The sequence below is a fragment of the Pseudomonas sp. PGPR N4 genome, assembly GCF_059693665.1.
This window is the reverse complement of record NZ_JCAUKV010000006.1, coordinates 263646-288186: the sequence shown is the minus strand read 5'-3', so window position 1 is coordinate 288186 and position 24541 is coordinate 263646. Positions and strand designations below refer to the sequence as shown.

23 protein-coding genes are annotated in these 24541 nt (G+C 61.4%); all 23 read left to right on the top strand.

Annotation, left to right across the window (positions count from 1 at the left end; all coding sequences use genetic code 11):
* Positions 1-30: 30 nt before the first annotated feature.
* Positions 31-732, top strand: a complete 702-nt coding sequence (locus AC58X1_RS21445) for a WbqC family protein (RefSeq protein ID WP_150569785.1) — start codon at positions 31-33, stop codon at positions 730-732.
* Positions 733-751: 19 nt separating this feature from the next.
* Complete coding sequence (locus tag AC58X1_RS21440; protein ID WP_497429432.1) at positions 752-4285, top strand: glycosyltransferase; 3534 nt, start codon at positions 752-754, stop codon at positions 4283-4285.
* Between the two features lie 68 nt (positions 4286-4353).
* A complete protein-coding gene (locus AC58X1_RS21435; protein WP_150569783.1) occupies positions 4354-5082 on the top strand; it encodes a class I SAM-dependent methyltransferase in 729 nt (242 codons plus the stop codon).
* On the top strand, positions 5079-5927 hold the full coding sequence (locus AC58X1_RS21430; protein WP_150569782.1) for an NAD-dependent epimerase/dehydratase family protein: 849 nt from the start codon (positions 5079-5081) through the stop codon (positions 5925-5927). The genes AC58X1_RS21435 and AC58X1_RS21430 overlap by 4 nt, the downstream gene beginning before the upstream one ends.
* Positions 5924-6901, top strand: a complete 978-nt coding sequence (locus AC58X1_RS21425; protein WP_150573126.1) for an ATP-grasp domain-containing protein — start codon at positions 5924-5926, stop codon at positions 6899-6901. Before AC58X1_RS21430 ends, AC58X1_RS21425 begins: the two co-directional genes overlap by 4 nt.
* Entirely contained in the window at positions 6882-7568 is a 687-nt protein-coding gene (locus tag AC58X1_RS21420; RefSeq protein ID WP_497429431.1) for a metallophosphoesterase family protein, read from the top strand. The genes AC58X1_RS21425 and AC58X1_RS21420 overlap by 20 nt, the downstream gene beginning before the upstream one ends.
* A gap of 51 nt (positions 7569-7619) precedes the next feature.
* Positions 7620-8798: a dTDP-4-amino-4,6-dideoxygalactose transaminase gene (gene rffA, locus AC58X1_RS21415; RefSeq protein ID WP_186698627.1), complete on the top strand. Its 1179-nt coding sequence runs from the start codon at positions 7620-7622 to the stop codon at positions 8796-8798.
* Between the two features lie 162 nt (positions 8799-8960).
* On the top strand, positions 8961-9896 hold the full coding sequence (locus AC58X1_RS21410; RefSeq protein ID WP_150569778.1) for a ketoacyl-ACP synthase III: 936 nt from the start codon (positions 8961-8963) through the stop codon (positions 9894-9896).
* Between the two features lie 294 nt (positions 9897-10190).
* Positions 10191-11042: a flagellin domain-containing protein gene (locus AC58X1_RS21405; RefSeq protein WP_150569777.1), complete on the top strand. Its 852-nt coding sequence runs from the start codon at positions 10191-10193 to the stop codon at positions 11040-11042.
* A 73-nt stretch (positions 11043-11115) separates the two neighbouring features.
* Positions 11116-11487: a flagellar protein FlaG gene (locus AC58X1_RS21400; RefSeq protein ID WP_150569776.1), complete on the top strand. Its 372-nt coding sequence runs from the start codon at positions 11116-11118 to the stop codon at positions 11485-11487.
* A gap of 79 nt (positions 11488-11566) precedes the next feature.
* Positions 11567-12967, top strand: a complete 1401-nt coding sequence (gene fliD / locus AC58X1_RS21395; protein WP_150569775.1) for a flagellar filament capping protein FliD — start codon at positions 11567-11569, stop codon at positions 12965-12967.
* A 131-nt stretch (positions 12968-13098) separates the two neighbouring features.
* The gene (gene fliS, locus AC58X1_RS21390) at positions 13099-13494 is read left to right on the top strand and encodes a flagellar export chaperone FliS (RefSeq protein WP_150569774.1); all 396 of its coding nucleotides are present in this window, start codon (positions 13099-13101) and stop codon (positions 13492-13494) included.
* Between the two features lie 15 nt (positions 13495-13509).
* On the top strand, positions 13510-13806 hold the full coding sequence (locus AC58X1_RS21385) for a flagellar protein FliT (protein ID WP_150573123.1): 297 nt from the start codon (positions 13510-13512) through the stop codon (positions 13804-13806).
* A gap of 167 nt (positions 13807-13973) precedes the next feature.
* Entirely contained in the window at positions 13974-15449 is a 1476-nt protein-coding gene (gene fleQ / locus AC58X1_RS21380) for a transcriptional regulator FleQ (protein ID WP_103436646.1), read from the top strand.
* A 140-nt stretch (positions 15450-15589) separates the two neighbouring features.
* The gene (locus AC58X1_RS21375; RefSeq protein WP_150569772.1) at positions 15590-16807 is read left to right on the top strand and encodes a sensor histidine kinase; all 1218 of its coding nucleotides are present in this window, start codon (positions 15590-15592) and stop codon (positions 16805-16807) included.
* Positions 16807-18189 carry a sigma-54-dependent transcriptional regulator gene (locus tag AC58X1_RS21370; protein WP_150573122.1) on the top strand — a complete coding sequence of 461 codons (1383 nt, stop codon included), beginning with the start codon at positions 16807-16809 and terminating at the stop codon, positions 18187-18189. Before AC58X1_RS21375 ends, AC58X1_RS21370 begins: the two co-directional genes overlap by 1 nt.
* Before the next feature lie 107 nt (positions 18190-18296).
* Entirely contained in the window at positions 18297-18629 is a 333-nt protein-coding gene (gene fliE / locus AC58X1_RS21365; RefSeq protein ID WP_101317840.1) for a flagellar hook-basal body complex protein FliE, read from the top strand.
* A 14-nt stretch (positions 18630-18643) separates the two neighbouring features.
* Positions 18644-20422 (top strand): flagellar basal-body MS-ring/collar protein FliF, encoded by a 1779-nt coding sequence (gene fliF / locus AC58X1_RS21360; protein WP_101317842.1) that lies wholly within the window; start codon positions 18644-18646, stop codon positions 20420-20422.
* The gene (gene fliG / locus AC58X1_RS21355) at positions 20415-21434 is read left to right on the top strand and encodes a flagellar motor switch protein FliG (protein WP_101317844.1); all 1020 of its coding nucleotides are present in this window, start codon (positions 20415-20417) and stop codon (positions 21432-21434) included. The genes fliF and fliG overlap by 8 nt, the downstream gene beginning before the upstream one ends.
* Positions 21435-21561: 127 nt before the next feature.
* Positions 21562-22323 carry a flagellar assembly protein FliH gene (gene fliH, locus AC58X1_RS21350; RefSeq protein WP_101317846.1) on the top strand — a complete coding sequence of 254 codons (762 nt, stop codon included), beginning with the start codon at positions 21562-21564 and terminating at the stop codon, positions 22321-22323.
* Positions 22313-23674: a flagellar protein export ATPase FliI gene (gene fliI, locus AC58X1_RS21345; protein ID WP_101317848.1), complete on the top strand. Its 1362-nt coding sequence runs from the start codon at positions 22313-22315 to the stop codon at positions 23672-23674. The genes fliH and fliI overlap by 11 nt, the downstream gene beginning before the upstream one ends.
* Before the next feature lie 3 nt (positions 23675-23677).
* Positions 23678-24130 carry a flagellar export protein FliJ gene (gene fliJ, locus AC58X1_RS21340; RefSeq protein ID WP_101317850.1) on the top strand — a complete coding sequence of 151 codons (453 nt, stop codon included), beginning with the start codon at positions 23678-23680 and terminating at the stop codon, positions 24128-24130.
* Positions 24131-24229: 99 nt separating this feature from the next.
* A complete protein-coding gene (locus AC58X1_RS21335) occupies positions 24230-24535 on the top strand; it encodes an STAS domain-containing protein (protein WP_497429430.1) in 306 nt (101 codons plus the stop codon).
* The last annotated feature ends 6 nt before the right edge of the window (positions 24536-24541 follow it).

Here is a 24541-nt window from a genome sequence, read left to right as displayed (position 1 = left end):
ATGTAGGCGCGCTGCGCGATGGGATCGGGGATGCACAAGAAAGTCGCTGTGCTGCAGTCGAATTACATTCCGTGGAAGGGCTATTTTGACCTGATCGCCAGCGTCGATGCCTTTGTCTTTTACGACGATGTGCAGTACACCCGGCGCGACTGGCGCAACCGCAACAAGATCAAGACCGCGCAAGGCGAACACTGGTTGACAGTGCCGGTCAAGAACAAAGGTCGTTTCGAGCAGTTGATCAACGAAGTCGAAGTCAGTGATCCAGGCTGGGCCGAGCAGCATTGGAAAACCATTGCCATGAGCTACCGTCGCGCGCCGTGTTTCGCCGAGATGGAAGGCAAGGTGCGGGCGATCTACGAGCAAGCAGCCAAGCTCAGCCTCCTGTCGCAGATCAACCAGCACTTGATCAGCGCTTTGTGTCCGCTGCTGGGGATCTCCACGCGGTTGTACCGCTCGGAAGATCTGGGGCGAGCTGACGGCAAGAACGAGCGCCTTATCCACCTGTGCCAGGCACTCGGCGCCAGCGATTACCTGTCCGGGCCTGCGGCCAGTTGCTATCTGGACCAAGCGGCATTCGCTGCAGCAGGGCTGGGGCTGGATTACATGAGCTATGACGGCTATCCGGTTTACCCGCAGTTGCATGGCGAGTTTCTGCACGGGGTAAGCGTGATCGACCTGCTGTTCAACACCGGCAGTGATGCTGCAGCGTTCCTGCAGCGCCGTCCGGCCTGAACTGATCCTGGAGTTTCTGATGTCCAATACCGCGCAACCAGGCGCTCAACCTTACGACGCAGCGCTCGCGCGACTGCGTTTGATGTATGCCAAGCCAGAGCATCCCTACTACATCATGGCGCCTGGGTATCGCGAAACATCGTCAGGCATCGTCTCGATGCACTATTTGTGTCACGTGCTCAACCTTAGCGGTCGCGAGGCGTATATCCACGGCAGCGGCGCGGTGAACCCTGAGCTGAAGACGCCAGCGCTCGATGCGGCCGTGCGTGAACGGCACCGGGCACAAGGCAAGGTGCCGATTGCGGTGTATCCAGAAGTGGTTTCGGGCAACCCGTTGCTGGCAGCCGTGGTTGCGCGGTTCATGCTTAACTTCGAGAAGTTCATCACCGGCAAGGACATGCAGGCAAGTCCCGACGACCTGATGTTCTACTACGCGGCGCGGCTTGCCGAAGCGCAGGGTTTTCCGGATGGCGACCTGCTTTGCCTGCCTACCATCGATATCGAATTGTTTGCAGGCGGTGCCCCCGCAGTGGTGCGTGAAGGCAGCTACCTGTATCACAACCGCTATCCACTCGAGCGCATCGACTACACCCAGTTGCCGGAGCAGGTCCGCCTGCTCAGTATCGCCAACCCCTTGAGCCTGTCCGAGTTGGCCGAGGTGTTGCGCAAGGCCGAGGTGCTCTACACCTACGAATGGTCGATGACCTGCGTGATCGCCGTACTCTGCGGATGCCCGGTCATCTTCATGGCGGGGGTCGGCATCGACCGTGAGTTCCTCGACAACAGCTTCTTTGGCTGCATCGGTTTTGCCATGAGTGATGAAGCGGATGCGCTGCAGCGCGCCAGGGCAAGCCTTGGTGCTGCCTTGCCGCGCTACGTCGAGCGCACCGCACCGTTCTGGCAGCAGCTTGACGTGTTCATCGACAAAACCCAGCGTGCAGCGCGCCTTGAAGCTGCAGGTAATCGGCTGGGCATCCTCGACTGGATCCGCCAGCGCCGCCCTCAGCCCGCGCAACTGCAGGCCATCAAGCAGCGTCTGGAGCGACTGGGGGCGCCGCGCATTGCCGTGCTGGTGATTGACCGAGGCGATCAGGTGGCTTTGGCTGCCACCGTGGACAGTCTGGTTCACAGCCGCTATCAGCAGCTGCAGATCGTCGTTTTTGGCAGGGTCCAGCCCAAGCAGAGCAATATCGAATGGCTGGCGACGGATCCACAGCAGCCGCTGGCTGCTATCAATGCGTGGCTGAGCGGCAGCCAGAGCCCATGGCTGATGCTGGTCGAGGCGGGCACAACATTCATCCACAGTGGCCTGCTGCTGTGCGCAGTAGGCTTGGCTGAAGCCGCCAGCGACTGTCTGGCGGTATACGCAGACGAGGCGTCGCGTGGCGATGATGGCGCCGTCGAACTCTGTTTGCGCCCCGATCTCAACCTCGACCTGTTGCTGTCGCGCCCAGCAGAGCTGGCAAGGCACTGGCTATACCGGCGTGAAGCCCTACAGCAGGGATTCAGCTGCGCTGCCGGGCGTGCGTTCGAACTTGAGTTGCAGTTGCGCCTGCTCAGCGAACACGGCCTGGGCTGTGTCGCCCACGCCAGTCAAACACTGCTCATAGCGCAGGTGCCCGGCCAGGTGCCGTGCAGCGACGAACAGGCGGTGATCGGCGCTCATTTGCAGGCGCGCGGTTATGTCAACGCGCAGGTGCTGGCGCAGTCGCACGGTGGCTATCGCATTGAATATGGACTGCAGTCTCCGGCACTGGTCAGTATCGTGATTTACCTGGAGGGGCAACTGCAGCAGTTTCAACGCTGCCTCGACAGCTTGCTGACACAGACGTCCTACAGCGATTACCAGGTGCTGTTGATCGAGCCGGGCACAGACGACCCTGCCCGCCAAGCCTGGCTCGACCAGCTCGAGCAGATAGGTGCGGGCCGTTTCGAGGTGCTGCGATTTGCCCCCGGTCAGGCGCCTGCGGCCATGTGCAACGCGGCGGCGCAGGAGGCTCGCGGCGAGTATCTGGTCTGGCTCAGTGCCTGTAGCGTCCTGCTCGAGCCAGGTTGGCTGCAGGCGCTGCTCAATCACGCTCAGCGCCCGGAAGTCGGCGCGGTGGGCGGCAAGTTGCTCAACCGCGACGGCAGCATTGCTCAGGGAGGTTTGGTGCTCGGCCTGGCGGGCTCGGTCGGGCCGGCGTTTGCAGGCGTATCCGCCCAGGCCCCCGGCTACATGGACCGCCTTTGCCTGGACCAGAACTACTCGGCGCTGGGCGGTGAATGCCTGATGCTGCGCCGGGCGCTGTTCATTGAAATGGGGGGCTTTGATGCCGCTCCTTTGCTCTCCTGCTGGACCGCAGTTGATCTGTGTCTGAAGCTGCAACGGTCCGGCTACCTGAATGTCTGGACACCGCATGCGCGGCTGCTGCTCGATGCCGAGCCAGTGCCGGCGCCCAGCGCTGATCAGGAAGATGCGCTGTATGCCCGCTGGTTGCCCGCGCTGGCACGCGATCCAGCCTATAACCGCAATCTGTCGCTGACTGCCGGAAAAAGCTTCAGCCTGGAAACCAACGCGTTGAGCTGGCGCCCGGTACAGCACATCCTGCCAACCGTGCTGGCCTGCGCAGCAGGTCCGCAGCCCCTGGGCAGGGCGCGCTTGCTGTTGCCGTTCATGGCCTTGCGCGACTGCGGCGAGCTCGATGGCGCGGTGACTGCCGGGATGCTGTCGCCGGTCGAAATCGAGCGTTTCGAACCGACCAGCGTAATTGTCCAGCGCCCCTGCGATGACGCCGGTCTGCTTGCGCTGCGGCGCTTGCGGGCATTTTCGGCGGTTTTCAAAGTTTACGATCTGGACGGCTATCTGCCGGAAATGTCCTTGCCCGGCGGATTCTCCGCCGCCGAGCTGCAGCAGCGGCTGCAGCATGGCATCAGCCAGGCCGATCGGGTGTTGGTAAGCACTCCGGCGCTGGCGCAGCTGTTGCAGGCTGAGCATGAAGATGTGCGCTTGCTGGAAAGCGCGTTGCCGAGTAGCTGGGGGCGCCTCCAAGGCGGTCGCGGCAAGGGCAGCAAGCCGCGTGTGGGCTGGCTGGGCGACAAAGACGCGGACGTGCTTGCCGAGGTCATACCGGCGTTGGCAGGGGCGGTCGAATGGGTCGTGCTGGGCGATTGCCCAGCCGCCTTGCGTGGCTGGCTGACAGCCTGGCAGCCGCAGGTCGACGACAGCCGTCTGGGCCAGGCTTTGGCAGAGCTGGATCTGGATCTGGCACTGGCGCCTATGCGTGAATCCTTTGCCAACGCCTGCTCGGGCGACCTGCGCATTCTGCAGCATGCAGCCTGTGGCCAGCCGGTGATCTGCAGCCGGGTTGCAGGGTTTGTCGGTGGCGAGGTGTTGCCGTTGACACGCGTGAGCAATGAGGCGGCAGATTGGGTCCGGGCAATCAGACTGCACCTGGACGATCAACAGGCGTCAGCCCAGTTGGGCTCTGCCCTGCAGGCCCAGGTACGTAAGGACTGGCTACTCGAAGGCGACCGACTGCAAGCATGGCGGCGTGCCTGGTTGCCAGATTGAGCGGCGTCAGTCACATGACAACGATCATGGCGGACATCGCTCCGATCCATGCAGGAGAAACGGCATAGATGAACAACACACTCGATACTTTCATTGGCGCTTACAGCGACAGTTTCGGCTACGCCTACGACAACAACATCATGCTGAACTGGTACCCGCGGCGGATCATGGAGCTTTGCGGCCCTGAGCTCAGCTTGCTGGAACTGGGTATCGGGCATGGTTTCTCAACCAATCGATTCTCTCGCTATTTCAACTCGCACACTGTGATCGATGGTTCGCCTTCGGTAATTGCCCAGTTCCAGGCGCAATACCCGGACAGCCCGGCGCACATCGTCGAAGGCTATTTTGAAACCTTCGAAACCGATCAGCGTTTTGACCTTATCGTCATGGGCTTTGTCCTTGAGCATGTCGAAGACCCGCAGGTAGTGCTGCGCCACTTCCGCCAGTACCTCAAGCCCAATGGCCGCTGTTTTGTTCTGGTGCCCAATGCACAATCGCTGCACCGGCGCTTCGGCCATGCCGCTGGGCTGCTTGATGACATGATGGTGCTGGGGCAGGGCGATCATGAACTGGGGCATCTGCGCGCCTACTCACTGGACACGCTGACGCAAGAGCTCGAGCAGGCGGGTTTGCGGGTCGTGCGCAAGGAAGGCCTGTTCCTCAAGCCGTTCATGACCTCGCAGATGAAATCACTCGAACTCAGCGAAAGCATTACCACTGCCATGTGCACCGTCGCCATCGATTACCCGGAGCTCAGCTGCGCGCTGATGCTCGAAGCGACCGTCGCCGACCTATGAAAAGCCTGGTGATCGGCAGCACTTCGACCCTCGGCAAAGCAATCGCCCAGGCGCTGACACGCCACGGCCCGGTCCAGTTGGCGGGGCGCCGCGAGGCTAACATTGTCTTTGACCTGAGTCGGTTGGATAGTCCGGTCTGTGAGCAATCGTTCGATGTAGTGGTGCACGCCGCAGCCGATTTCGGTGGCGCAGAGCCCGACGATCTGGTGCGTGCCGAGCAGGTCAACAGCGTCGGTGCGCTGGCAGCCTGTCGCCTGGCCGAACAGTGTGGCGCGCGGCATTTCATTCTGTTGTCATCGCGCTGGGCCGCGCATCAAGCGCAAGACCCGTATTACGGTATCTATGCGCTGTCCAAACGGCACGCCGAAGAAGTCGTCAGCCTGTACTGTCAGTCACGGGGCATGGCCCTGACGATTCTGCGTATCAGCCAGGTCTATGACAGTCAGGCCCAGTGTCGAATCCACCAACCGCTGCTGTACGCCATTGCCGACAGTGCAGCAGCCGGCAACACGGTCAAGCTGTACGGCAGCAACGACCCTCGTCGCAACTACCTGCACGTCGATGATCTCGCCGAGATCTGCGCACGAGTCGCCGAGCAGCGGGTCGAGGGCTTGCACAACTGTGGCCATCCAGAAGACCCGCGCCTGTCGCAGATTGCCCGAGCGGCGTTCGAGGCTTTCGGTCAGCCGGTTGATGTGCAGTTTCTGCCGGATCGGGCTGATATCCCCGATCTGCCAATGTTCGCCTGCGCGCACGCGCTGTTCGAACGGATTGGCTACGCGCCCAAGGTGGATATCCGGCGCGGCTTCGAATTGATGCGGGCACAGCGAGGGATGCACGGATGAGAACGGTAATGGTCACCGGCGTGGGTGCCATCATGGGCTATGGCCTGCTGAAATCGCTGCGTGCAGCCGACCCCGCGGTGCGCCTGGTAGGCACCGATATCTACGACGATGCGGTCGGCCGGGCATGGTGCGATGTGTTCGAACAGGCGCCGCTGACTGCCGATGCCAACTACGGCCACTGGCTCCAACAGGTAGTGCTCAGGTACCAGGTCGACTTGCTGATTCCGGGCATCGAGCAGGACGTCCACTGGCTTTCCGACCACCGTGCGCTGCTGGCGAAGACGAGTACTCAGGTGGCGCTCAATACCCAGGCTCTGATCGACTTGTCGCGCGACAAGTGGGCCATGGATCAGGCCCTGCTGGCGCTTGACGAGCGCTGCCGCATCCCAAGCCTGATAGCCGGTGATTTCCACTCGCTGAAGCAGGCCCTGGGTCTGCCGTTTCTGCTCAAGCCGCGCAAGGGTTATGCCTCTAAAGGACTGGTATGGGTCCACCAGGAGCAGGACTTCACGCCTTATGCGCCGCTTCTCGGTGAGGTGATGATGGCGCAGCCGATCATTGGCACCGCGGCTCAGGAGTACACCGTGGCGGTGTTCGGCGACGGCCTGGGCAATGCCGGTGCGAGCATTGCCTTCCAGCGCAGTCTGGCCTCCGACGGTTCGACCGCCAAGGCGTGGGTCTATCAGGCCGATAGCCTGGACGGCACGGTCGCCCGATTGTGCCGTGCGTTCAAGCCGGTAGGTCCGACCAATCTGCAGTTTCGCCGCGATGACCAGGGCGGCTGGCGCTTGCTTGAGATCAATCCGCGGATTTCTTCGACCAGCTCGATCCGTACTGCTTTTGGCTATAACGAGGCGGCGATGTGCCTGGACTATTATCTGGACGGCAGGATTGCCCAGCAGCCGACACTCAGGCAGGGCTTCGCGGTCCGCTACATAGAGGATCACGTTGTCTATGATCGGCATCATTTCTGACGTCCACGGCAACTACAGCGCACTGTGTACGGTGCTTGACCGGCTTGATGCGCTTGGCGTGTCGCGGATCATCTGCCTGGGCGACACCGCTGGCTACTACAGCGAGGTCAATGCGTGCTGCGATGCATTGCGCGAGCACCAGGTGCTTTCGGTGATGGGTAACCACGACTGGTACCTGGCCAATCAAGAGCGCTGCCCCCGCTCGAACAGTGCCAATGCGTGCCTGGATTATCAGGCGGGTGTCATCAGCGCGAGTAACCTTGACTGGTTGAAAGGCCTGGCCACGCATGCCGTGGAGCAGGAAATCCACATGGTGCATGGCGGCTGGAATGATCCGTTGGATGAATATCTGCGTCCCTCGCAAGGCTATTTCGATGCGCTGCCGGGCTGTCGCTTCGCCTCAGGGCACACCCATGTGCAGTTTCTCTGGCAAGGCCAAGGCAAGGTCTATTGCAATCCGGGTTCGGTTGGCCAGCCGCGTGACGGAGACCCGCGCGCAGGTTTCGCCACCTGGGACGGTGAGACGTTTGTACTGCACCGCGTCGCCTATGACATCGGCAGGACGCAGCGGGCGATGGCCGCTGCCGGATTCACCCCATACTTTTACCAGAACCTTGAGAAGGGCACTCAGATAGGTGGCAGGATCAGCACCGTTCCGGGGCTCTGAATGGCTAACCAGCGACCCATGGCTTCGGGTGGCGACTGCGGAAAATCAGCAATGAACACAGAAAAGATGTTCTTCAATCGCCCGCACATGACGGGCAAAGAGCTGTACTACATTGCCGAGGCCAAGTTCGGCAACATGCTGGCTGGCGATGGCCCGTATACCAAGCGCTGCCACCAGTGGCTGGAAGCCCACACCCGCAGCGCCAAGGCCCTGCTGACCCACTCCTGTACCGCCGCGCTGGAAATGACGGCGCTGTTGCTGGATATCCAGCCGGGCGATGAAGTCATCATGCCTTCCTACACCTTCGTCTCGACTGCGAACGCGTTCGTGCTGCGTGGCGCTGTGCCGGTATTCGTCGATATCCGGGCCGATACGCTCAATCTCGACGAGCGCCTGATCGAAGCCGCCATCACCCCGCGAACCAGGGCGATCGTGCCGGTGCACTACGCTGGAGTGGCCTGCGAAATGGACAGCATCATGGCCATTGCCCGCAAGCATGGCCTGGCCGTGGTCGAGGACGCCGCCCAAGGTGTGATGTCCAGCTACAAAGGCAGGGCGCTGGGCAGCATTGGTGATCTGGGTGCATTCAGCTTCCATGAGACCAAGAACGTCATTTCCGGTGAAGGCGGAGCGCTGTTGGTCAATACCCCGAAGCAGGTGCTGCGCGCCGAGATCATCCGCGAGAAGGGCACTGACCGCAGTCGCTTCTTCCGCGGCGAGGTAGACAAGTACACCTGGCAGGAGGTCGGCTCGTCGTTCTTGCCTGGTGAGTTGATTGCAGCGTTTCTCTGGGCTCAGCTCGAGGAAGCGCAAGCGATCACCGACAACCGCCTGGCCAGCTGGGATTACTACCATGGCGCCCTGGAGCCGCTCGAGCAGCAAGGCTTGCTGCGTCGGCCGATCATCCCCCTCGACGTTCAGCACAACGCCCATATGTACTATGTACTGCTCGCGCCCGGGATTGATCGCCAGGCTGTGATCGATGCGCTCAGGCAGCACGAGATCTATGCCGTGTTTCACTATGTGCCGCTGCACTCGTCCCCAGCGGGTCAACGCTACGGACGCGTGCACGGCTCGATGCAAGTCACTGACAGCAGTGCTGAGCGGCTGTTGCGTCTGCCACTCTGGTGGGGGCTGCCGCGAGCGGGCCAGGATCGGCTCGTCGAGGTGCTCGGCGATTGCCTGACCGGGCAGTCCGCAGCGAACGCGTATTCGACAAAAAGAGCGTGACTTGAGAGTCAGAACGCGCATCTTCACTGTATATTGTCGGAAACCGGGAGCCGCTGCATAGCGCCTGCAAAACGGGTCAGGGATCGGTAGTCACCGTATCGCCTGGCTTTTTGTCGTTGTGCATGCAGTGGGTGTTTCGCTGTTATTGAATTGGGAAGCCATATGATTGGCATTAAAAGCATTGCCAGCTACGTGCCCACCGAAGGGGTGGACAACTACGCCCAGGGTGCGAAATTCGGCAAAGACCAGGATTTCATCTTCGGCAAGATCGGTTCGACGTTCTTGCCGCGCAAGGACGCCGGCCAGGAAACATCCGATCTGGCTGTCGAGGCTGCCAAAGTCTTGTTTGCAAATAATCCAGCGCTGGATCCGGCGGCAATTGATGTGTTGATCGTCGTTACCCAGAACGGTGACGCCGAAGGGCTGCCGCATACCGCTGCGATCGTCCAGCACAAGCTGGGCCTGCCCACCCATATCGCGGCGTTCGACATTTCTCTTGGCTGCTCTGGGTATGTCTACGGACTGTATGCCATGAAGGGCTTCATGGAAGCCGCGGGCCTGAAGAATGGCTTGCTGATCACCGCCGATCCTTACTCGAAGATCGTCGACCCTGAAGACCGTAACACCACCATGCTGTTCGGCGATGCTGCAACCGCCACCTGGATGGGTGAGGACGCCAGCTGGAAGCTCGGCAAGTCGCTGTTCGGCAGCGACGGCAGTGGCGCTGAGCACCTGCGCACCACTGAAGGCAAGTTCTACATGAACGGCCGCCAGGTCTACAACTTTGCCTTGGTGAAGATCCCCGCTCACCTGCAGCAGTTGCTCGATGCCAGCCAATTGCAGGCTGATGACATTGACCTGTTCTGCCTGCACCAGGGCAGCGCGGCCATCGTCGATGCGGTATCGCTGCGCTTCCAGGAAGGGCAACACAAGGCCAGGTTCGTCAAGGACATGGTCGAGACGGGTAACACTGTGTCGTCGAGCATTCCCTTGCTACTGGAAAAACATGTATTCGGCTCACGTCACCAGCGCGTCGCGTTGAGCGGCTTCGGCGTAGGTCTGTCATGGGGCTCGGCGATCATCGAACGATGTGACTGAGCACTGTCGATGTATGCATAGAAACGCCGCCATATCCCGGGCGGCGTTTTTGTTGGTGTGCAGGCAAGCTTGCGTCAGGGGCAAATTTTTGCCCTGCGGTCTTTAAATGCGCGCCTGAATCATGGCGTCAAGTCCGCGAATTCTCTGGGCTGGCAGGATGCCACCAATTTTTTTCGAAAATCCGCTAAAGCAACGCCCGCTGACGACGATAACTATTACGAAGGTTCTCTGTGCCCCCACCCGGCGAATTGCCAAGGCCGGAAGCCGTAGTACCCAATTAACGAGGAATTCGTCATGGCTTTGACCGTTAACACCAACACTACCTCCCTGGGCGTTCAGAAGAACCTGAACCGTGCTACCGATGCACTCAGCACCTCGATGTCCCGTCTGTCTTCCGGCCTGAAAATCAACAGCGCCAAAGACGACGCTGCCGGCCTGCAGATCGCTACCCGCATGACCTCGCAGATCAAAGGTCAGACCATGGCGATCAAAAACGCCAACGACGCTATCTCGATCGCCCAGACTGCTGAAGGCGCGATGCAAGAGCAGACCAACATTCTGCAGCGTATGCGTGAACTGGCTGTTCAGTCGCGAAACGACAACAACAGCGAAGACGACCGTGCCGCACTGGACAAAGAGTTCCAGTCGATGCTGAAAGAAATCGACCGTATCGCCAACAGCACCCAGCTGAACGGCAAGAACCTGCTGAACGGCGACGCTGGCGAGATGACCTTCCAGGTCGGTTCCAACACCGGTACTGACAACCAGATCACCATCAACCTGAGCGACGCGCTGAACACCACTGGTGCACTGAGCGGTCTGACCGGCCAGAACATCACCGGTGCAGACAGCTCCTCGGCCGAGGCCACCTTCACCGCCGCCATGAGCGCGATCGATGACGCCCTGAACGCCATCAACACTACTCGTGCTGACCTGGGTGCCGTGCAGAACCGTCTGACCAGCACCATCAACAACCTGCAAAACATCAACGAAAACGCCGAAGCTGCTCGTGGTCGCGTACAAGACACCGACTTCGCCGCTGAAACTGCCCAGCTGACCAAGCAGCAGACTCTGCAGCAAGCTTCCACTTCGGTTCTGGCTCAGGCCAACCAGCTGCCATCCGCTGTACTGAAGCTGCTTCAGTAATAGTTGATTGGTCGTTGGCGGAGGAGTGCAGAATGCTGCGCTTCTCCGCTTTTTTCGTTGCGAGGTGGCAGACATGGACATGAGCGTCAAGCTGAACCAGTCTTACCCGGCCGTGCGTCCGGTCGAGGTGGTCGCCGACAAGCCAGTAGCTGATGCGCCTGTGTTGCGCTCGGCAGATACTGATCGTGTCAGTGAAACGAAACAACCGCCGGCCGTGATCGATGCCGAGCAGGTTCGCAATGCGGTATCGGAAATAGAAAAATTCCTGAGCACGTCTCGACGTAATCTGGAGTTCTCCACCGATGAGGATTCCGGCAAGATCGTGGTCAAGGTCATCGCCAGCGAGACTGGCGAGCTGATTCGTCAGCTACCCTCGGAAGAGGCGTTGCGGATCGCCAGCAGCTTGAGTGATGTCAACAGTCTTCTATTCGACGCCAAGGTATGATTGGCGGCGAATTCAGCAATAATGAATCGTTGCGGCCCTGTAACCTTGGGTGACCGCACAAGCAGAGAGGAGCACCACCATGGCAAGCTCGATCGTTTCCTCCTTGGGCCTCGGCTCTGGAATCAACATCACTGAAATCGTAAAAGTGCTGGTCGATTCCGATACTGCCGCCAAGAAGGCACAGATCACCCGGCAGACCAGCAACAATGCTGCGTACATTTCCGGGGTTGGCGCGCTGCGTAGTGCCCTCACTGCTTTCACTACGTCGATGGGTAAGCTCAACGACAAGAATGCGCCGTCGTTCAATGCCTATGCGGCAACGTCGGCAAGCGAGAGCGTGGTCAAGGCCAAAGCCAGCAACACGGCTGTGGCGGGCTCTTACAGCATCGAAGTGAAAAACCTCGCCACCAGTTCCAAGGTCGCCAGCCAGGCGTTTCTTGAAGGTCCGAGTAAAAGCATTGATCCGGGCGAGCTGGTCATCGAGCAAGGTGGCAAGAGCTACAAGATAACTGTTGGTGATGATGCGACCCTGCAGACCGTGCGCGACCAGATCAACAAGGAACTGAGCGCCAGTGGCATCTCTGCCAACATCATCACCGGTGAAGATGGTGCTCGTTTGGTGCTGGGTTCCACTACTACAGGCGCCAATACCGATATCAAGGTCAGCGGTATCCCTGATCTGGAGATCGACGGCACCAAATCGATGAAGACCGAAGGCGCTGGCTATATCACTGCGCTAGCTGAGGATGCGGTCATGCTGGTGGATGGCCTGGAGGTCAAGAGTGCTTCCAATACCGTCACCACCGCAGTGAGCGGGCTGTCACTCGAATTGACCGGCGCCAGCCTCGCTGGGTCGCCGACCAAGGTCACCGTAGCATCCAACAACGACGGCTTGAAAACGTCGGTGCAGAGTTTCGTCGACGCATACAACACCCTGCAGAAAACGGTTGCTGCGCTGACCAAAGCCACCACCAATGCTGATGGCAGCGTAACGCTCGGCCCACTGAGCAACGATCCGACGACCCGGTCGCTGCTGGCCGATGTGCGCGGTGTTCTGGCCGAAGTTGGCGCAGGTGACCGGCTGACCACCTTGAGTCAGCTTGGCATCAACACGCAGAAAGACGGCACGCTGGAGTTCTCCAGCAGCAAGTTCGACAGCGCCATGAATGACAAGAAACTTGGCAGCGAGATCCAGCAGCTGTTCAGCGGCACCAATGGTATTTTCGAGCGCATGACCAAAGTCATTGATCCGTATAACGCGGTCGATGGCAGCCTGGTGACACGCAAGAACAACCTCGACAAGGTCGCCAAGAACCTTGCCGATCAGCAGGCTGCCCTGGATCGTCGTACCGAGGCGCTGACCGCATCGCTGACCAAGAAGTACGTGGCGCTGGACACCGCTCTGGGCAAGATGAAGGCTCAGGCCAACCAGATTACCTCGATCTTCGAAGCCATCAATGCGCAGGCCAAAAAGTCCTGAGCATGAGCAGCTGAAACAAGCCCGGTAGCGTTGCCAAGACGCACCGGGTTTTTTTTCGCGGCTAAAGTTTTTTGACGTGGCGGCGATATACAGGGTATACGCAACCTTTTTCGCGGTAACGAGGCAGATCCATGAATCCGATGCTGGCCCTTCGGCAGTACCAGAAAGTCAACGGTGTGGCGCAGACGTCCGAGGCGAGCCCGCATCGTCTGGTGCAGATGCTCATGCAGGGCGGGCTGGACCGCCTGGCACAAGCCAAGGGTGCTATCGCGCGCAAAGATATCGCCCAGCAAGGCATCCTCCTCAGCAAAGCCATCGACATCATCGGCGGCCTGCGTGAAGGTCTCGACCTGGAAAACCACGCCGACAGCCTGGCCGAGCTTGATAATCTGTATACCTACATGAGCCGGCGCCTGGTCGAGGCGAACCTGAAGACCGACACCGCGATCATCGACGAAGTCGCCCGCCTGCTGATCACGGTCAAGGAAGGCTGGGATGCGATCGCCGACCAACAGCCGGAAGGCTGATCCAAGGAGCGTGGCATGAGCATGGTGATCGAGCGTATCGAACAGACCCGTGAGGCGCTGCTGGCAGCGCTCGCCGGCCGCGACTGGGATGCAGTGAGCGAGCTCGACCTGGAGTGCCGCCTGTGCGTCGATGACGTGTTGTCCGAAGCATCGCACAACGAAAGCCAGGTACGTGCCAGCCTTGAGCAGCTACTCGAGGTCTATCGGCATCTGATTGAAGTTGCAAGTGGGGAACGTCAAACTTTAGTCGACGAGATGACGCAAATCCGTCAGGCGAAAAATGCCGCCAAGGTATACCATCTGTTCAGCTGACACTGATGAGATACAAAAACTGAGCGCCATAAATTTGACTGTGCGTTTTTTTTTGACTTTACTAGTGGCTGTATTCGAATTTCAGACGTCCGAACACTGACCATTCAGTCGGAATGATGTCGAGCACGCCCTCAGGGCGCCGATATGACTAGGGAAGTTGCTATTGCATGTGGCGTGAAACCAAGATTCTCCTGATCGATGACGACAGCGCCCGCCGCCGCGATCTGGCAGTGGTTCTGAACTTTCTCGGCGAAGACAACCTGTCTTGCTCAAGCCAGGACTGGCAGCAAGCGGTAGAGTCGCTGGCCTCCAGCCGTGAGGTGCTGTGCGTACTGATCGGTGCGGTCAATGCGCCTTCCAGTGTGCAAGGGCTCCTTAAGACAGTGGCAGGCTGGGATGAGTTCCTTCCGATGTTGCTGCTTGGCGATGTTTCTGCTGCAGAGTTCCCTGAGGACCTGCGCCGTCGGGTGTTGTCCAACCTGGAAATGCCTGCCAGCTACAGCCAGCTGCTCGACTCCCTGCACCGCGCCCAGGTCTATCGCGAAATGTACGACCATGCCCGCGAGCGTGGCCGTCAGCGCGAACCGAACCTGTTCCGCAGCCTGGTCGGCACCAGTCGCGCCATTCAGCACGTGCGGCAGATGATGCAGCAGGTGGCCGACACCGACGCCAGCGTGCTGATCCTCGGCGAGTCGGGCACTGGCAAGGAAGTGGTTGCGCGTAACCTGCACTATCATTCCAAGCGCCGTGAGGCACCGTTCGTGCCGGTCAACTGTGGGGCGATCCCGGCCGAGTTGCTCGAAAGCGAACTGTTTGGTCACGAAAAGGGCGCGTTTACCGGTGCGATCACCAGTCGAGCTGGGCGCTTCGAGCTGGCCAACGGCGGCACGCTGTTCCTCGACGAGATCGGCGACATGCCGCTGCCGATGCAGGTCAAGCTGCTGCGCGTGCTGCAGGAACGTACCTTCGAGCGTGTCGGTAGCAACAAGACCCAGAGCATCGATGTGCGCATCATTGCCGCCACGCACAAGAACCTTGAGGTCATGATCGAAGAGGGCACCTTCCGCGAAGACTTGTACTATCGCCTGAACGTGTTCCCGATCGAGATGGCGCCGCTGCGCGAGCGAGTTGAAGACATCCCGCTGCTGATGAACGAGCTGATCTCGCGTATGGAGCACGAGAAGCGTGGGTCGATTCGGTTCAATTCGGCCTCGATCATGTCGCTGTGCCGGCATGGCTGGCCTGGCAACGTCCGCGAGCTGGCCAACCTGGTCGAGCGCATGGCGATCATGCATCCCTACGGTGTGATCGGGGTGTCCGAGCTGCCGAAGAAATTCCGCTACGTCGACGATGAAGACGAGCAGTTGGTCGACAGCATGCGCAGCGACCTGGAAGAGCGCGTTGCGATCAACGGCCATACGCCGAATTTCTCCAATCACGCGATGCTGCCGCCCGAAGGCCTCGACCTCAAGGACTACCTCGGTAGCCTCGAGCAAGGCTTGATCCAGCAGGCGCTGGACGACGCCAATGGTATCGTTGCGCGGGCCGCCGAGCGCTTGCGGATTCGCCGTACGACGCTGGTGGAGAAAATGCGCAAATACGGCATGAGCCGTCGTGACGGCGAGGAACAGGCAGAGGATTGACGCCTGCCGTTTCCCTTGCATAGGGCTGCAGTGCAGCCCTGATAAGCCCTCCACCCCGTTAACCCTATCTCCGGCACGGCTATTGCTATATCGCAGGCAACACACCGTTTTTATGACGGTCAGCCACGCGAGAGAGCACGATGCCCCACGCCGCCCCGATTTCCCGAGCCGCTGATCCGCAGGGTCGCATCCCGGTCGAGCAGGAAAGCCGACAGGGCCTTGAACACGCATTCGCGTTGTTCAATCAGGTTTCCAGCCAACTGAATCAATCCTACGGCATGCTCGAGGCGCGGGTGCGCGAGCTCAAGGGCGAGCTGGCTGTAGTCAGTGCGCAGCGCATGGCTGAACTGGACGAAAAGGAACGCCTGGCCAATCGCCTGCAGAACCTGCTCGACCTGTTGCCTGGCGGGGTGGTGGTGATCGATGAGCACGGCAGGGTGCGTGAGGCGAATCCTGCAGCCTGCGAGTTGCTGGGCGAGCCATTGCTCGGCGAATTGTGGCGCCAGATCATTGCCCGCAGTTTCGCTCCACGCAAGGACGACGGCCATGAAGTGTCCCTGCGCGATGGCCGCCGTGTGTCGATCGCTACTCGTTCGCTGGATGCCGAGCCTGGCCAGTTGGTCCTGTTGACCGACCTGACCGAAACCCGTCGCCTGCAGGATCAACTCGCCCGGCATGAGCGCTTGTCCTCGCTCGGGCGCATGGTTGCCTCGCTGGCGCATCAGATCCGCACGCCGCTGTCGGCGGCCATGCTCTATGCCAGCCATCTGGCGGATCCGCAGCAACAGTTGCCCAGCGAAACCCGTCAGCGCTTTGCTGGAAACCTCAAGGAGCGCCTGCACGAGCTTGAGCATCAAGTGCGCGACATGCTGGTGTTCGCCCGCGGTGAGTTGCCGCTGGCTGATCGGCTCAGTCCGAAGGGTTTGTTCCAGGCGTTGCAACAAGCCGCGCAGGTGCATGTGCAGGGCCATGCAGTGCGTTGGCAGTGCGACACCCACCTGGGTGAGTTGCTGTGCAATCGCGACACCCTGGTCGGGGCACTGCTCAATTTGCTGGAAAACGCCCTGCAGGCAAGCACGCTGCCGGCGCGGGTAAAAATTCATTTGTTCCGCCGTGGGCATGCGCTGCACCTGTGCGTCAGTGATGCTGGCTGCGGCATCGCGCCGGCGCTGCTGGCGCGCCTCGGTGAGCCGTTTCTGACCACCAAGACTACCGGTACCGGGCTCGGTCTGGCCGTGGTTCAGGCGGTGGTGCGCGCACATCAGGGCGAAGTACGCATGCGCTCGCGACTAGGTCGGGGCACCTGCGTGCAGGTGATCCTGCCGCTGCTTGGCGAGTTGCCTGGGGAGGCGCGCTGATGGGTATCAAGGTGCTGCTGGTCGAGGATGACCGGGTGCTGCGTGAAGCGCTTGGCGATACCCTCGAGATCGGCGGTTTTGCCTATCGGGCGGTGGGCAGTGCCGAAGAGGCGTTGGCCGCTGTGGCCGGTGAAGCGTTCAGTCTGGTGGTGAGTGACGTCAACATGCCGGGCATGGACGGCCATCAGTTGCTGCTGCAATTGCGCAGCAGCCATCCGCAATTGCCGGTGCTGCTGATGACCGCCCATGCTGCGGTTGAGCGTGCGGTCCAGGCCATGCGCCAAGGCGCGGTGGATTACCTGGTCAAGCCGTTCGAGCCGCAGGCGCTGTTAAGTCTGGTGGCGCGTCATGCTGGCGGTCGCGTCGGCGGAGCCGATGAAGACGGCCCGGTGGCATGCGAGCCGGCCAGCCGGCGCTTGCTGGAGCTGGCTGCGCGAGTCGCCCAGAGTGATTCGACGGTGTTGATTTCCGGCGAATCGGGTACCGGCAAGGAGGTCTTGGCGCAGTACATCCATCGCCAGTCCGCGCGAGCGGCGCAGCCGTTTGTGGCGATCAACTGCGCAGCAATCCCGGACAACATGCTCGAGGCAACCTTGTTCGGCCACGAGAAGGGCGCCTTCACCGGCGCCATTGCCGCTCAGCCAGGCAAATTCGAGCAGGCCGATGGCGGTACCTTGCTCCTTGACGAGATTTCCGAAATGCCGCTGGGCTTGCAGGCCAAGCTGCTGCGGGTGTTGCAGGAGCGCGAAGTGGAGCGGGTGGGTGGACGCAAGCCGATCGCGCTGGATATTCGCGTGCTGGCTACCACCAACCGCGACCTGGGCGCTGAAGTGGCGGCGGGGCGCTTCCGTGAAGACCTGTTCTATCGATTGTCGGTGTTCCCCTTGGCCTGGTGCCCGCTGCGCGAGCGCAGCGGCGATATTCTGCCGCTGGCCGAGCGCCTGCTGGCACGCCATGTGGCGAAGATGAAGCACGCGCCGGTCCGGTTGTCTGCCGAGGCGCGCCACTGCCTGCAGAACCATCCGTGGCCGGGCAACGTGCGCGAACTCGACAATGCCCTGCAGCGGGCGCTGATTCTGCAGCAGGGCGGCTTGATCGAGGCGGCGGATTTTTGTCTGGGTGGGGTCATTGCCTTGTCCGCACCGGCAGCGCTGGTCGCGCCTGCACAGGCAGTCACTAGCGATTCGCCTGCTGATTCCGGGGTGTTGGGCGATGACCTGCGCCGGCACGAATTCCAGATGATCATCGACACCCTGCGCGCCGAGCGCGGGCGGCGCAAGGAAGCGGCCGATCGACTGGGCATCAGTCCACGCACCCTGCGCTACAAGCTGGCGCAGATGCGCGATGCCGGCCTTGATGTCGAGGCCAGCCTGTTCGGCTGATTCACCTTAATTAACCCGCTTACAGGATGGCTGGCATCGCTCTTGCTAGCACCAGCCTATCCGCTGCATGAGTGTCAAAAAAATGCGGCCGCCGGAGAGAGAAGTTCATGAGCCAAGGTGTTGAATTCAATCGTCTGATGTTGGACATGCGGTCCATGCAGGCCGATGCCATGTCCCTGCCCAAAGTGGCAGCTGCGCCTGAGCTGGCGCCAGGGCAGAGCAGTTTTGCCGACATGCTCGGCCAGGCCATTGGCAAGGTCCATGAAACCCAGCAGGCCTCGAGCCAGCTCGCCAACGCTTTCGAAATTGGCAAGAGCGGCGTGGACCTGACCGACGTGATGGTTGCTTCACAAAAAGCCTCGGTGTCATTCCAGGCGTTGACCCAGGTGCGCAACAAGCTGGTTCAGGCGTACCAGGACATCATGCAGATGCCGGTTTGAGGACTAATTGACTCATGGCCGAAGCAGTCGTCGATAACGCCCCCGCCAAGAGCGGGCCGCCAGTGGCCAAGCCGCCGCTGTTCGGCATGTCGTTCCTGGAAAACATCTCGCGGATGCCCGCCCTGCGTCAGGTCGGCCTGTTGGTCGGGCTGGCTGCCAGTGTGGCTATCGGCTTTGCCGTGGTGCTCTGGTCGCAGCAGCCGGACTACCGGCCGCTGTATGGCAGCCTGGCCGGCATGGACACCAAGCAGGTCATGGAAGTGCTTGGCGCTGCCGACATCCCCTACAACGTGGAGCCCAACTCCGGCGCTCTGCTGGTCAAGGCCGACGACCTCTCCCGTGCGCGCCTGAAACTGGCAGCCGCTGGCGTGGCGCCAAGCGACGGCAACGTCGGCTTCGAGATGCTCGACAAAGAGCAGGGTCTGGGCACCAGCCAGTTCATGGAGGCGACCCGCTACCGGCGCAGCCTGGAAGGCGAGCTGGCGCGTACCGTGTCGAGCCTGAACAACGTCAAGGCCGCGCGCGTCCATCTGGCGATCCCGAAAAGCTCGGTATTCGTGCGCGACGAGCGCAAGCCAAGTGCGTCGGTACTGGTCGAACTGTATCCGGGCCGTGCGCTGGAGCCGGGCCAGGTGATGGCGATCGTCAATCTGGTGGCGACCAGCGTGCCGGAACTGGACAAGACCCAGGTCACCGTGGTCGACCAGAAAGGCAACCTGCTCTCCGATCAACTGCAGGACTCTTCGCTGACCATGGCCGGCAAGCAGTTCGATTACAGCCGACGCATGGAAGGCATGCTCACCCAGCGTGTGCACAACATCCTGCAGCCAGTGCTGGGTAATGACCGCTACAAGGCCGAAGTGTCGGCCGATGTCGACTTCAGTGCAGTCGAGTCGACCTCCGAGCAGTTCAACCCTGATCAGCCAGCCCTGCGCAGCGAACAGTCGGTCGACGAGCAGCGCACCAGCAGCCAGGGGCCGCAAGGCGTGCCGGGTGCTCTGAGCAACCAGCCGCCAGCTGCCGCTGCCGCACCGCAAAACGCCACCGCCGCGGCAACCCCAGCGGGTGCCATTCAGCCTGGCCAGCCATTGCTGGATGCCAATGGCGCGCAGATTATGGACCCGGCCACCGGCCAGCCTATGCTCGCACCGTACCCGGCCGACAAGCGCAAGCAGTCGACCAAGAACTTCGAGCTGGACCGCTCGATCAGCCATACCCGTCAGCAACAGGGCCGCCTCAGCCGCCTGTCGGTGGCAGTGGTAGTGGATGATCAGGCCAAGCTCGATGCTGCGACTGGCGAAACCACCCGTGCACCGTGGGGCGCCGAAGATCTGGCGCGCTTCACCCGCCTGGTCCAGGACGCGGTGGGCTTCGATGCCAGCCGTGGCGACAGCGTGACCGTGATCAACGTACCGTTCGCCGCTGATCGCAGCCCTGAAATCGCCGATATCCCGTTCTACTCGCAGCCCTGGTTCTGGGACATCATGAAGCAGATGATGGGTGTGCTGTTCATTCTGGTGTTGGTGTTCGGCGTATTGCGTCCGGTGCTCAACAACATCACCGGCGGTGGCAAGCAGTCTGCTGCCGACGGCGACATGGAGCTGGGTGGGATGATTGGTCTGGATGGCGATCTGGCCAACGACCGTGTCAGCCTGGGTGGCCCGCAAAGCATTCTGTTGCCAAGCCCGAGTGAGGGATATGAGGCGCAGTTGAACGCAATCAAAGGCCTGGTGGCCGAAGACCCGGGCCGTGTCGCCCAGGTCGTGAAAGAGTGGATCAACGCCGATGAGTGATAACCGAGCCGTTACCGCCAAACTGAGCCGCACCGACAAGGCCGCGATCCTGCTGCTGTCGCTGGGCGAAACCGATGCCGCGCAGGTCCTGCGCCATATGGGCCCCAAGGAAGTGCAGCGAGTCGGCGTGGCCATGGCGCAGGTGGGCAATATCCACCGCGACCAGGTCCAGCAGGTGATGAGCGAGTTCGTCGAAATCGTCGGCGAGCAGACCAGCCTTGGCGTCGGCTCCGACGGCTACATCCGCAAGATGCTCAACCAAGCCCTTGGCGAGGACAAGGCCAACGGCCTGATCGACCGCATTCTGCTCGGTGGCAACACCAGCGGCCTGGACAGCCTGAAGTGGATGGAGCCACGCGCCGTGGCTGACGTGATCCGCTTCGAGCACCCGCAGATCCAGGCCATCGTGGTGGCCTACCTGGACCCTGACCAGGCCGGTGAGGTGCTGGGTAACTTCGACCACAAGGTGCGCCTGGACATCATCCTGCGCGTATCGTCGTTGAATACGGTACAGCCAGCGGCGCTCAAGGAACTCAACCAGATCCTCGAGAAGCAGTTCTCCGGCAACTCCAATGCCGCGCGGACCACGCTGGGTGGTATCAAGCGGGCTGCCGATATCATGAACTTCCTCGACAGTTCGGTCGAAGGTCAGCTGATGGATTCGATCCGCGAGATCGATGGCGACCTGTCCGAACAGATCGAAGACTTGATGTTCGTCTTCAACAACCTCGCCGACGTCGACGACCGTGGCATTCAGGCGCTGTTGCGCGAAGTGGCCTCGGACGTACTGGTGGTGTCGCTCAAGGGCGCCGACGAGCGGGTCAAGGACAAGATCTTCAAGAACATGTCCAAACGTGCTTCCGAGCTGCTGCGTGACGACCTCGAAGCCAAGGGCCCGGTGCGGGTCAGCGACGTCGAGACCGCGCAGAAGGAAATCCTCACCATCGCGCGGCGTATGGCCGATGCCGGCGAGATCGTGCTGGGCGGCAAGGGCGCCGAAGAAATGATCTAAGCCTTGTTCAGGCTGGCGCTGAAAGGTTCGACCTCAGGCGCCAGCGCTGGCACGCTGGATTTTTCCACCGACGCGCGCGCGAGCAGGGCGTACGTTGGCCGAACATGGTTTTTGAGAGCCCCACAGCATGTCCACCACCGAACACCCCAGCGACCTGATCCGTGCCCGCGACCTTGAAGGCGTCGATGTCTGGGCGCTGCCCAGCTTTGACCCGGCGCCTGCGCCAGCACCGGAGCCTGAGCCTGAAGTCATCGAGCCGGAAATCGAAGAGGTGCCCCTCGACGAGGTCCAGCCGCTGACCCTCGAAGAGCTCGAAGCGATTCGCCAGGAAGCCTACAACGAAGGCTTTGCCACCGGTGAGCGCGAGGGTTTTCACAGCACCCAGCTCAAGGTCCGCCAGGAAGCCGAGGAAGCCCTCGCCGCCAAGCTGGGTGAGCTTGAGCAGTTGCTGGCGCATCTGCTCGAGCCGATTGCCGAGCAGGACACCCAGATCGAGCGCTCGCTGGTGCACCTGGTGGCGCACATGACGCGGCAGGTCATCGGTCGTGAGCTACGCACTGATTCGAGCCAGATCACCCAGGTGCTGCGCAGCGCGCTGAAGCTGCTGCCGATGGGCGCCGACAATATCCGCATCCACCTCAATCCGCAGGACTTCGAACTGGCCAAGGCCCTGCGCGAACGCCACGAAGAGAGTTGGAAAATCCTTGAAGACGAAACGTTGTTGCCCGGCGGGTGCCGTATCGAAACCGCCCACAGCCGCATCGACGCCAGCATGGAAACCCGCATCGAGAAGGCCGTAGCGCAGCTGTTCGACCAGTTGCACGATCAGGCCCTGCATCCGGCGCCTGCCGATATCAGCCTGGACCTGGGCAGCACCGATGCGCCTTGACCGCACCAGCTTCGGCAAGCGCCTGGGCGGCTACGCCGAGGCGATCAGCCTGCCTGAGCAGCCGGTGGTCGAGGGTCGCCTGTTGCGCATGGTCGGCCTGACGCTTGAGGCCGAAGGCCTGCGCGGCGCAGTCGGCAGTCGCTGCCTGGTGATCAACGACGACAGCTACCACCCGGTGCAGGTCGAGGCCGAGGTGATGGGCTTTGCCGGGACCAAGGTGTTCCTCATGCCGGTTGGCAGCATTGCCGGGATCGCGCCGGGCGCGCGGGTGGTGCCGCTGGATGACAGCGGGCGCCTGCCGATGGGCATGAGCATGCTTGGCCGGGTGCTCGATGGCGCTGGCCGGGCGCTGGATGGCAAAGGAGGGATGAAGGCCGAAGATTGGGTGCCGATCGACGGGCCGATCATCAACCCGCTGAACCGTGACCCGATCAGCCAACCACTGGATGTCGGCATCCGCAGCATCAACGGTCTGCTTACCGTCGGCCGCGGCCAGCGCCTGGGTCTGTTCGCTGGTACCGGCGTCGGTAAGTCGGTGTTGCTGGGCATGATGACGCGCTTCACCGAAGCCGAAATCATCGTGGTCGGCCTGATCGGCGAGCGGGGGCGGGAGGTCAAGGAGTTCATCGAACATATCCTTGGTGAAGAAGGCCTGAAGCGTTCGGTCGTAGTCGCCTCGCCGGCCGACGATGCGCCGCTGATGCGCCTGCGCGCTGCGATGTACTGCACGCGCATCGCGGAATACTTTCGCGACAAGGGCAAGAATGTCCTGTTGCTGATGGACTCGCTGACCCGGTTTGCCCAGGCCCAGCGCGAAATCGCCCTGGCCATCGGTGAGCCGCCAGCGACCCGCGGTTACCCACCGTCGGTATTCGCCAAGCTGCCCAAGCTGGTCGAGCGCGCCGGTAACGGCGAGGCCGGCGGGGGTTCGATCACGGCGTTCTATACCGTGCTGTCCGAAGGTGATGACCAGCAAGACCCGATCGCCGATGCGGCGCGGGGTGTGCTCGACGGTCACTTTGTGCTGTCGCGGCGGTTGGCCGAAGAAGGTCATTACCCTGCGATCGACATCGAAGCCTCGATTAGCCGGGTCATGCCGCAGGTAGTAGACGCCGATCACTTGCGCCAAGCGCAGAAATTCAAGCAGTTGTGGTCGCGCCTGTCGCAGAGCCGCGACTTGATCAGCGTGGGCGCTTATGTTGCAGGCGGCGATCCCGAGACCGATCTGGCGATTGCCTTGCAGGCACGCCTGGTCGGCTTCCTGCGTCAGGGCCTGGACGAAAACGTCAGCGGCACGCAGAGCCGTGAGCAGTTGGCCGGCGTGTTTGCCACGCCCACAGGCGGTGGCTAAGCCATGAGCACGCCCAGCCGTGCCGCGCGCCTGGCGCCGGTGGTGAACATTGCCGAAGAGGCTGAGCGCAAGGCGGTACAGCGCCTTGGTCACTTCCAGCAGCAGGTAGCCCAGGCTCAGGCCAAGCTGGCCGAGCTCGAGCGCTTTCGCGAAGACTACCAGCTGCAGTGGATCAACCGCGGTGGGCAGGGCGTCAACGGCAGCTGGCTGCTCAACTATCAGCGCTTTCTGGCCCAGCTGGAAACGGCCATGACCCAGCAGCGGCAGAGCCTGGCCTGGCACCAGAGCAACCTCAACAATGCCCGTGCCACCTGGCAGCAGGCTTACGCCCGGGTTGAGGGCTTGCGCAAGCTGGTACAGCGCTACATGGATGAGGCGCGCCGGCTCGAAGACAAGCGCGAGCAGAAGCTGCTGGACGAGCTGTCCCAGCGCCTGCCGCGATCCAGCGCTTACTAGGGCATTGGTCGAGTTTGTTGGCGCTGTCGCTTGCAACTTGTCGGCGCGTCTTCTAAACCTTCTGAAGCTGCATCCGCCATCATCGAAGGAATCGCTAGCATGGCAGTGGAACCTACGCTTTCCCCCGACGGCAAGAAGCTGACGATTGCGATCAAGGGCCGTTTCGATTTCGCCAAGCATCAGGCGTTTCGCGATGCTTACGAGCGGCAGAACGGCCGGCCCGAGCAGGTCGTGGTCGACCTGAGTGAGGCAGCCTACCTGGACAGTTCTGCGCTGGGCATGCTGTTGCTCTTGCGCGACCATGTTGGCGGTGACGACTCCGACGTGCGCGTGGTGCACGCCACAGCCGATGTGCGCAAGATCCTGGCGATCTCCAACTTCGAAAAACTGTTCGACATCAGTTGACTGCGC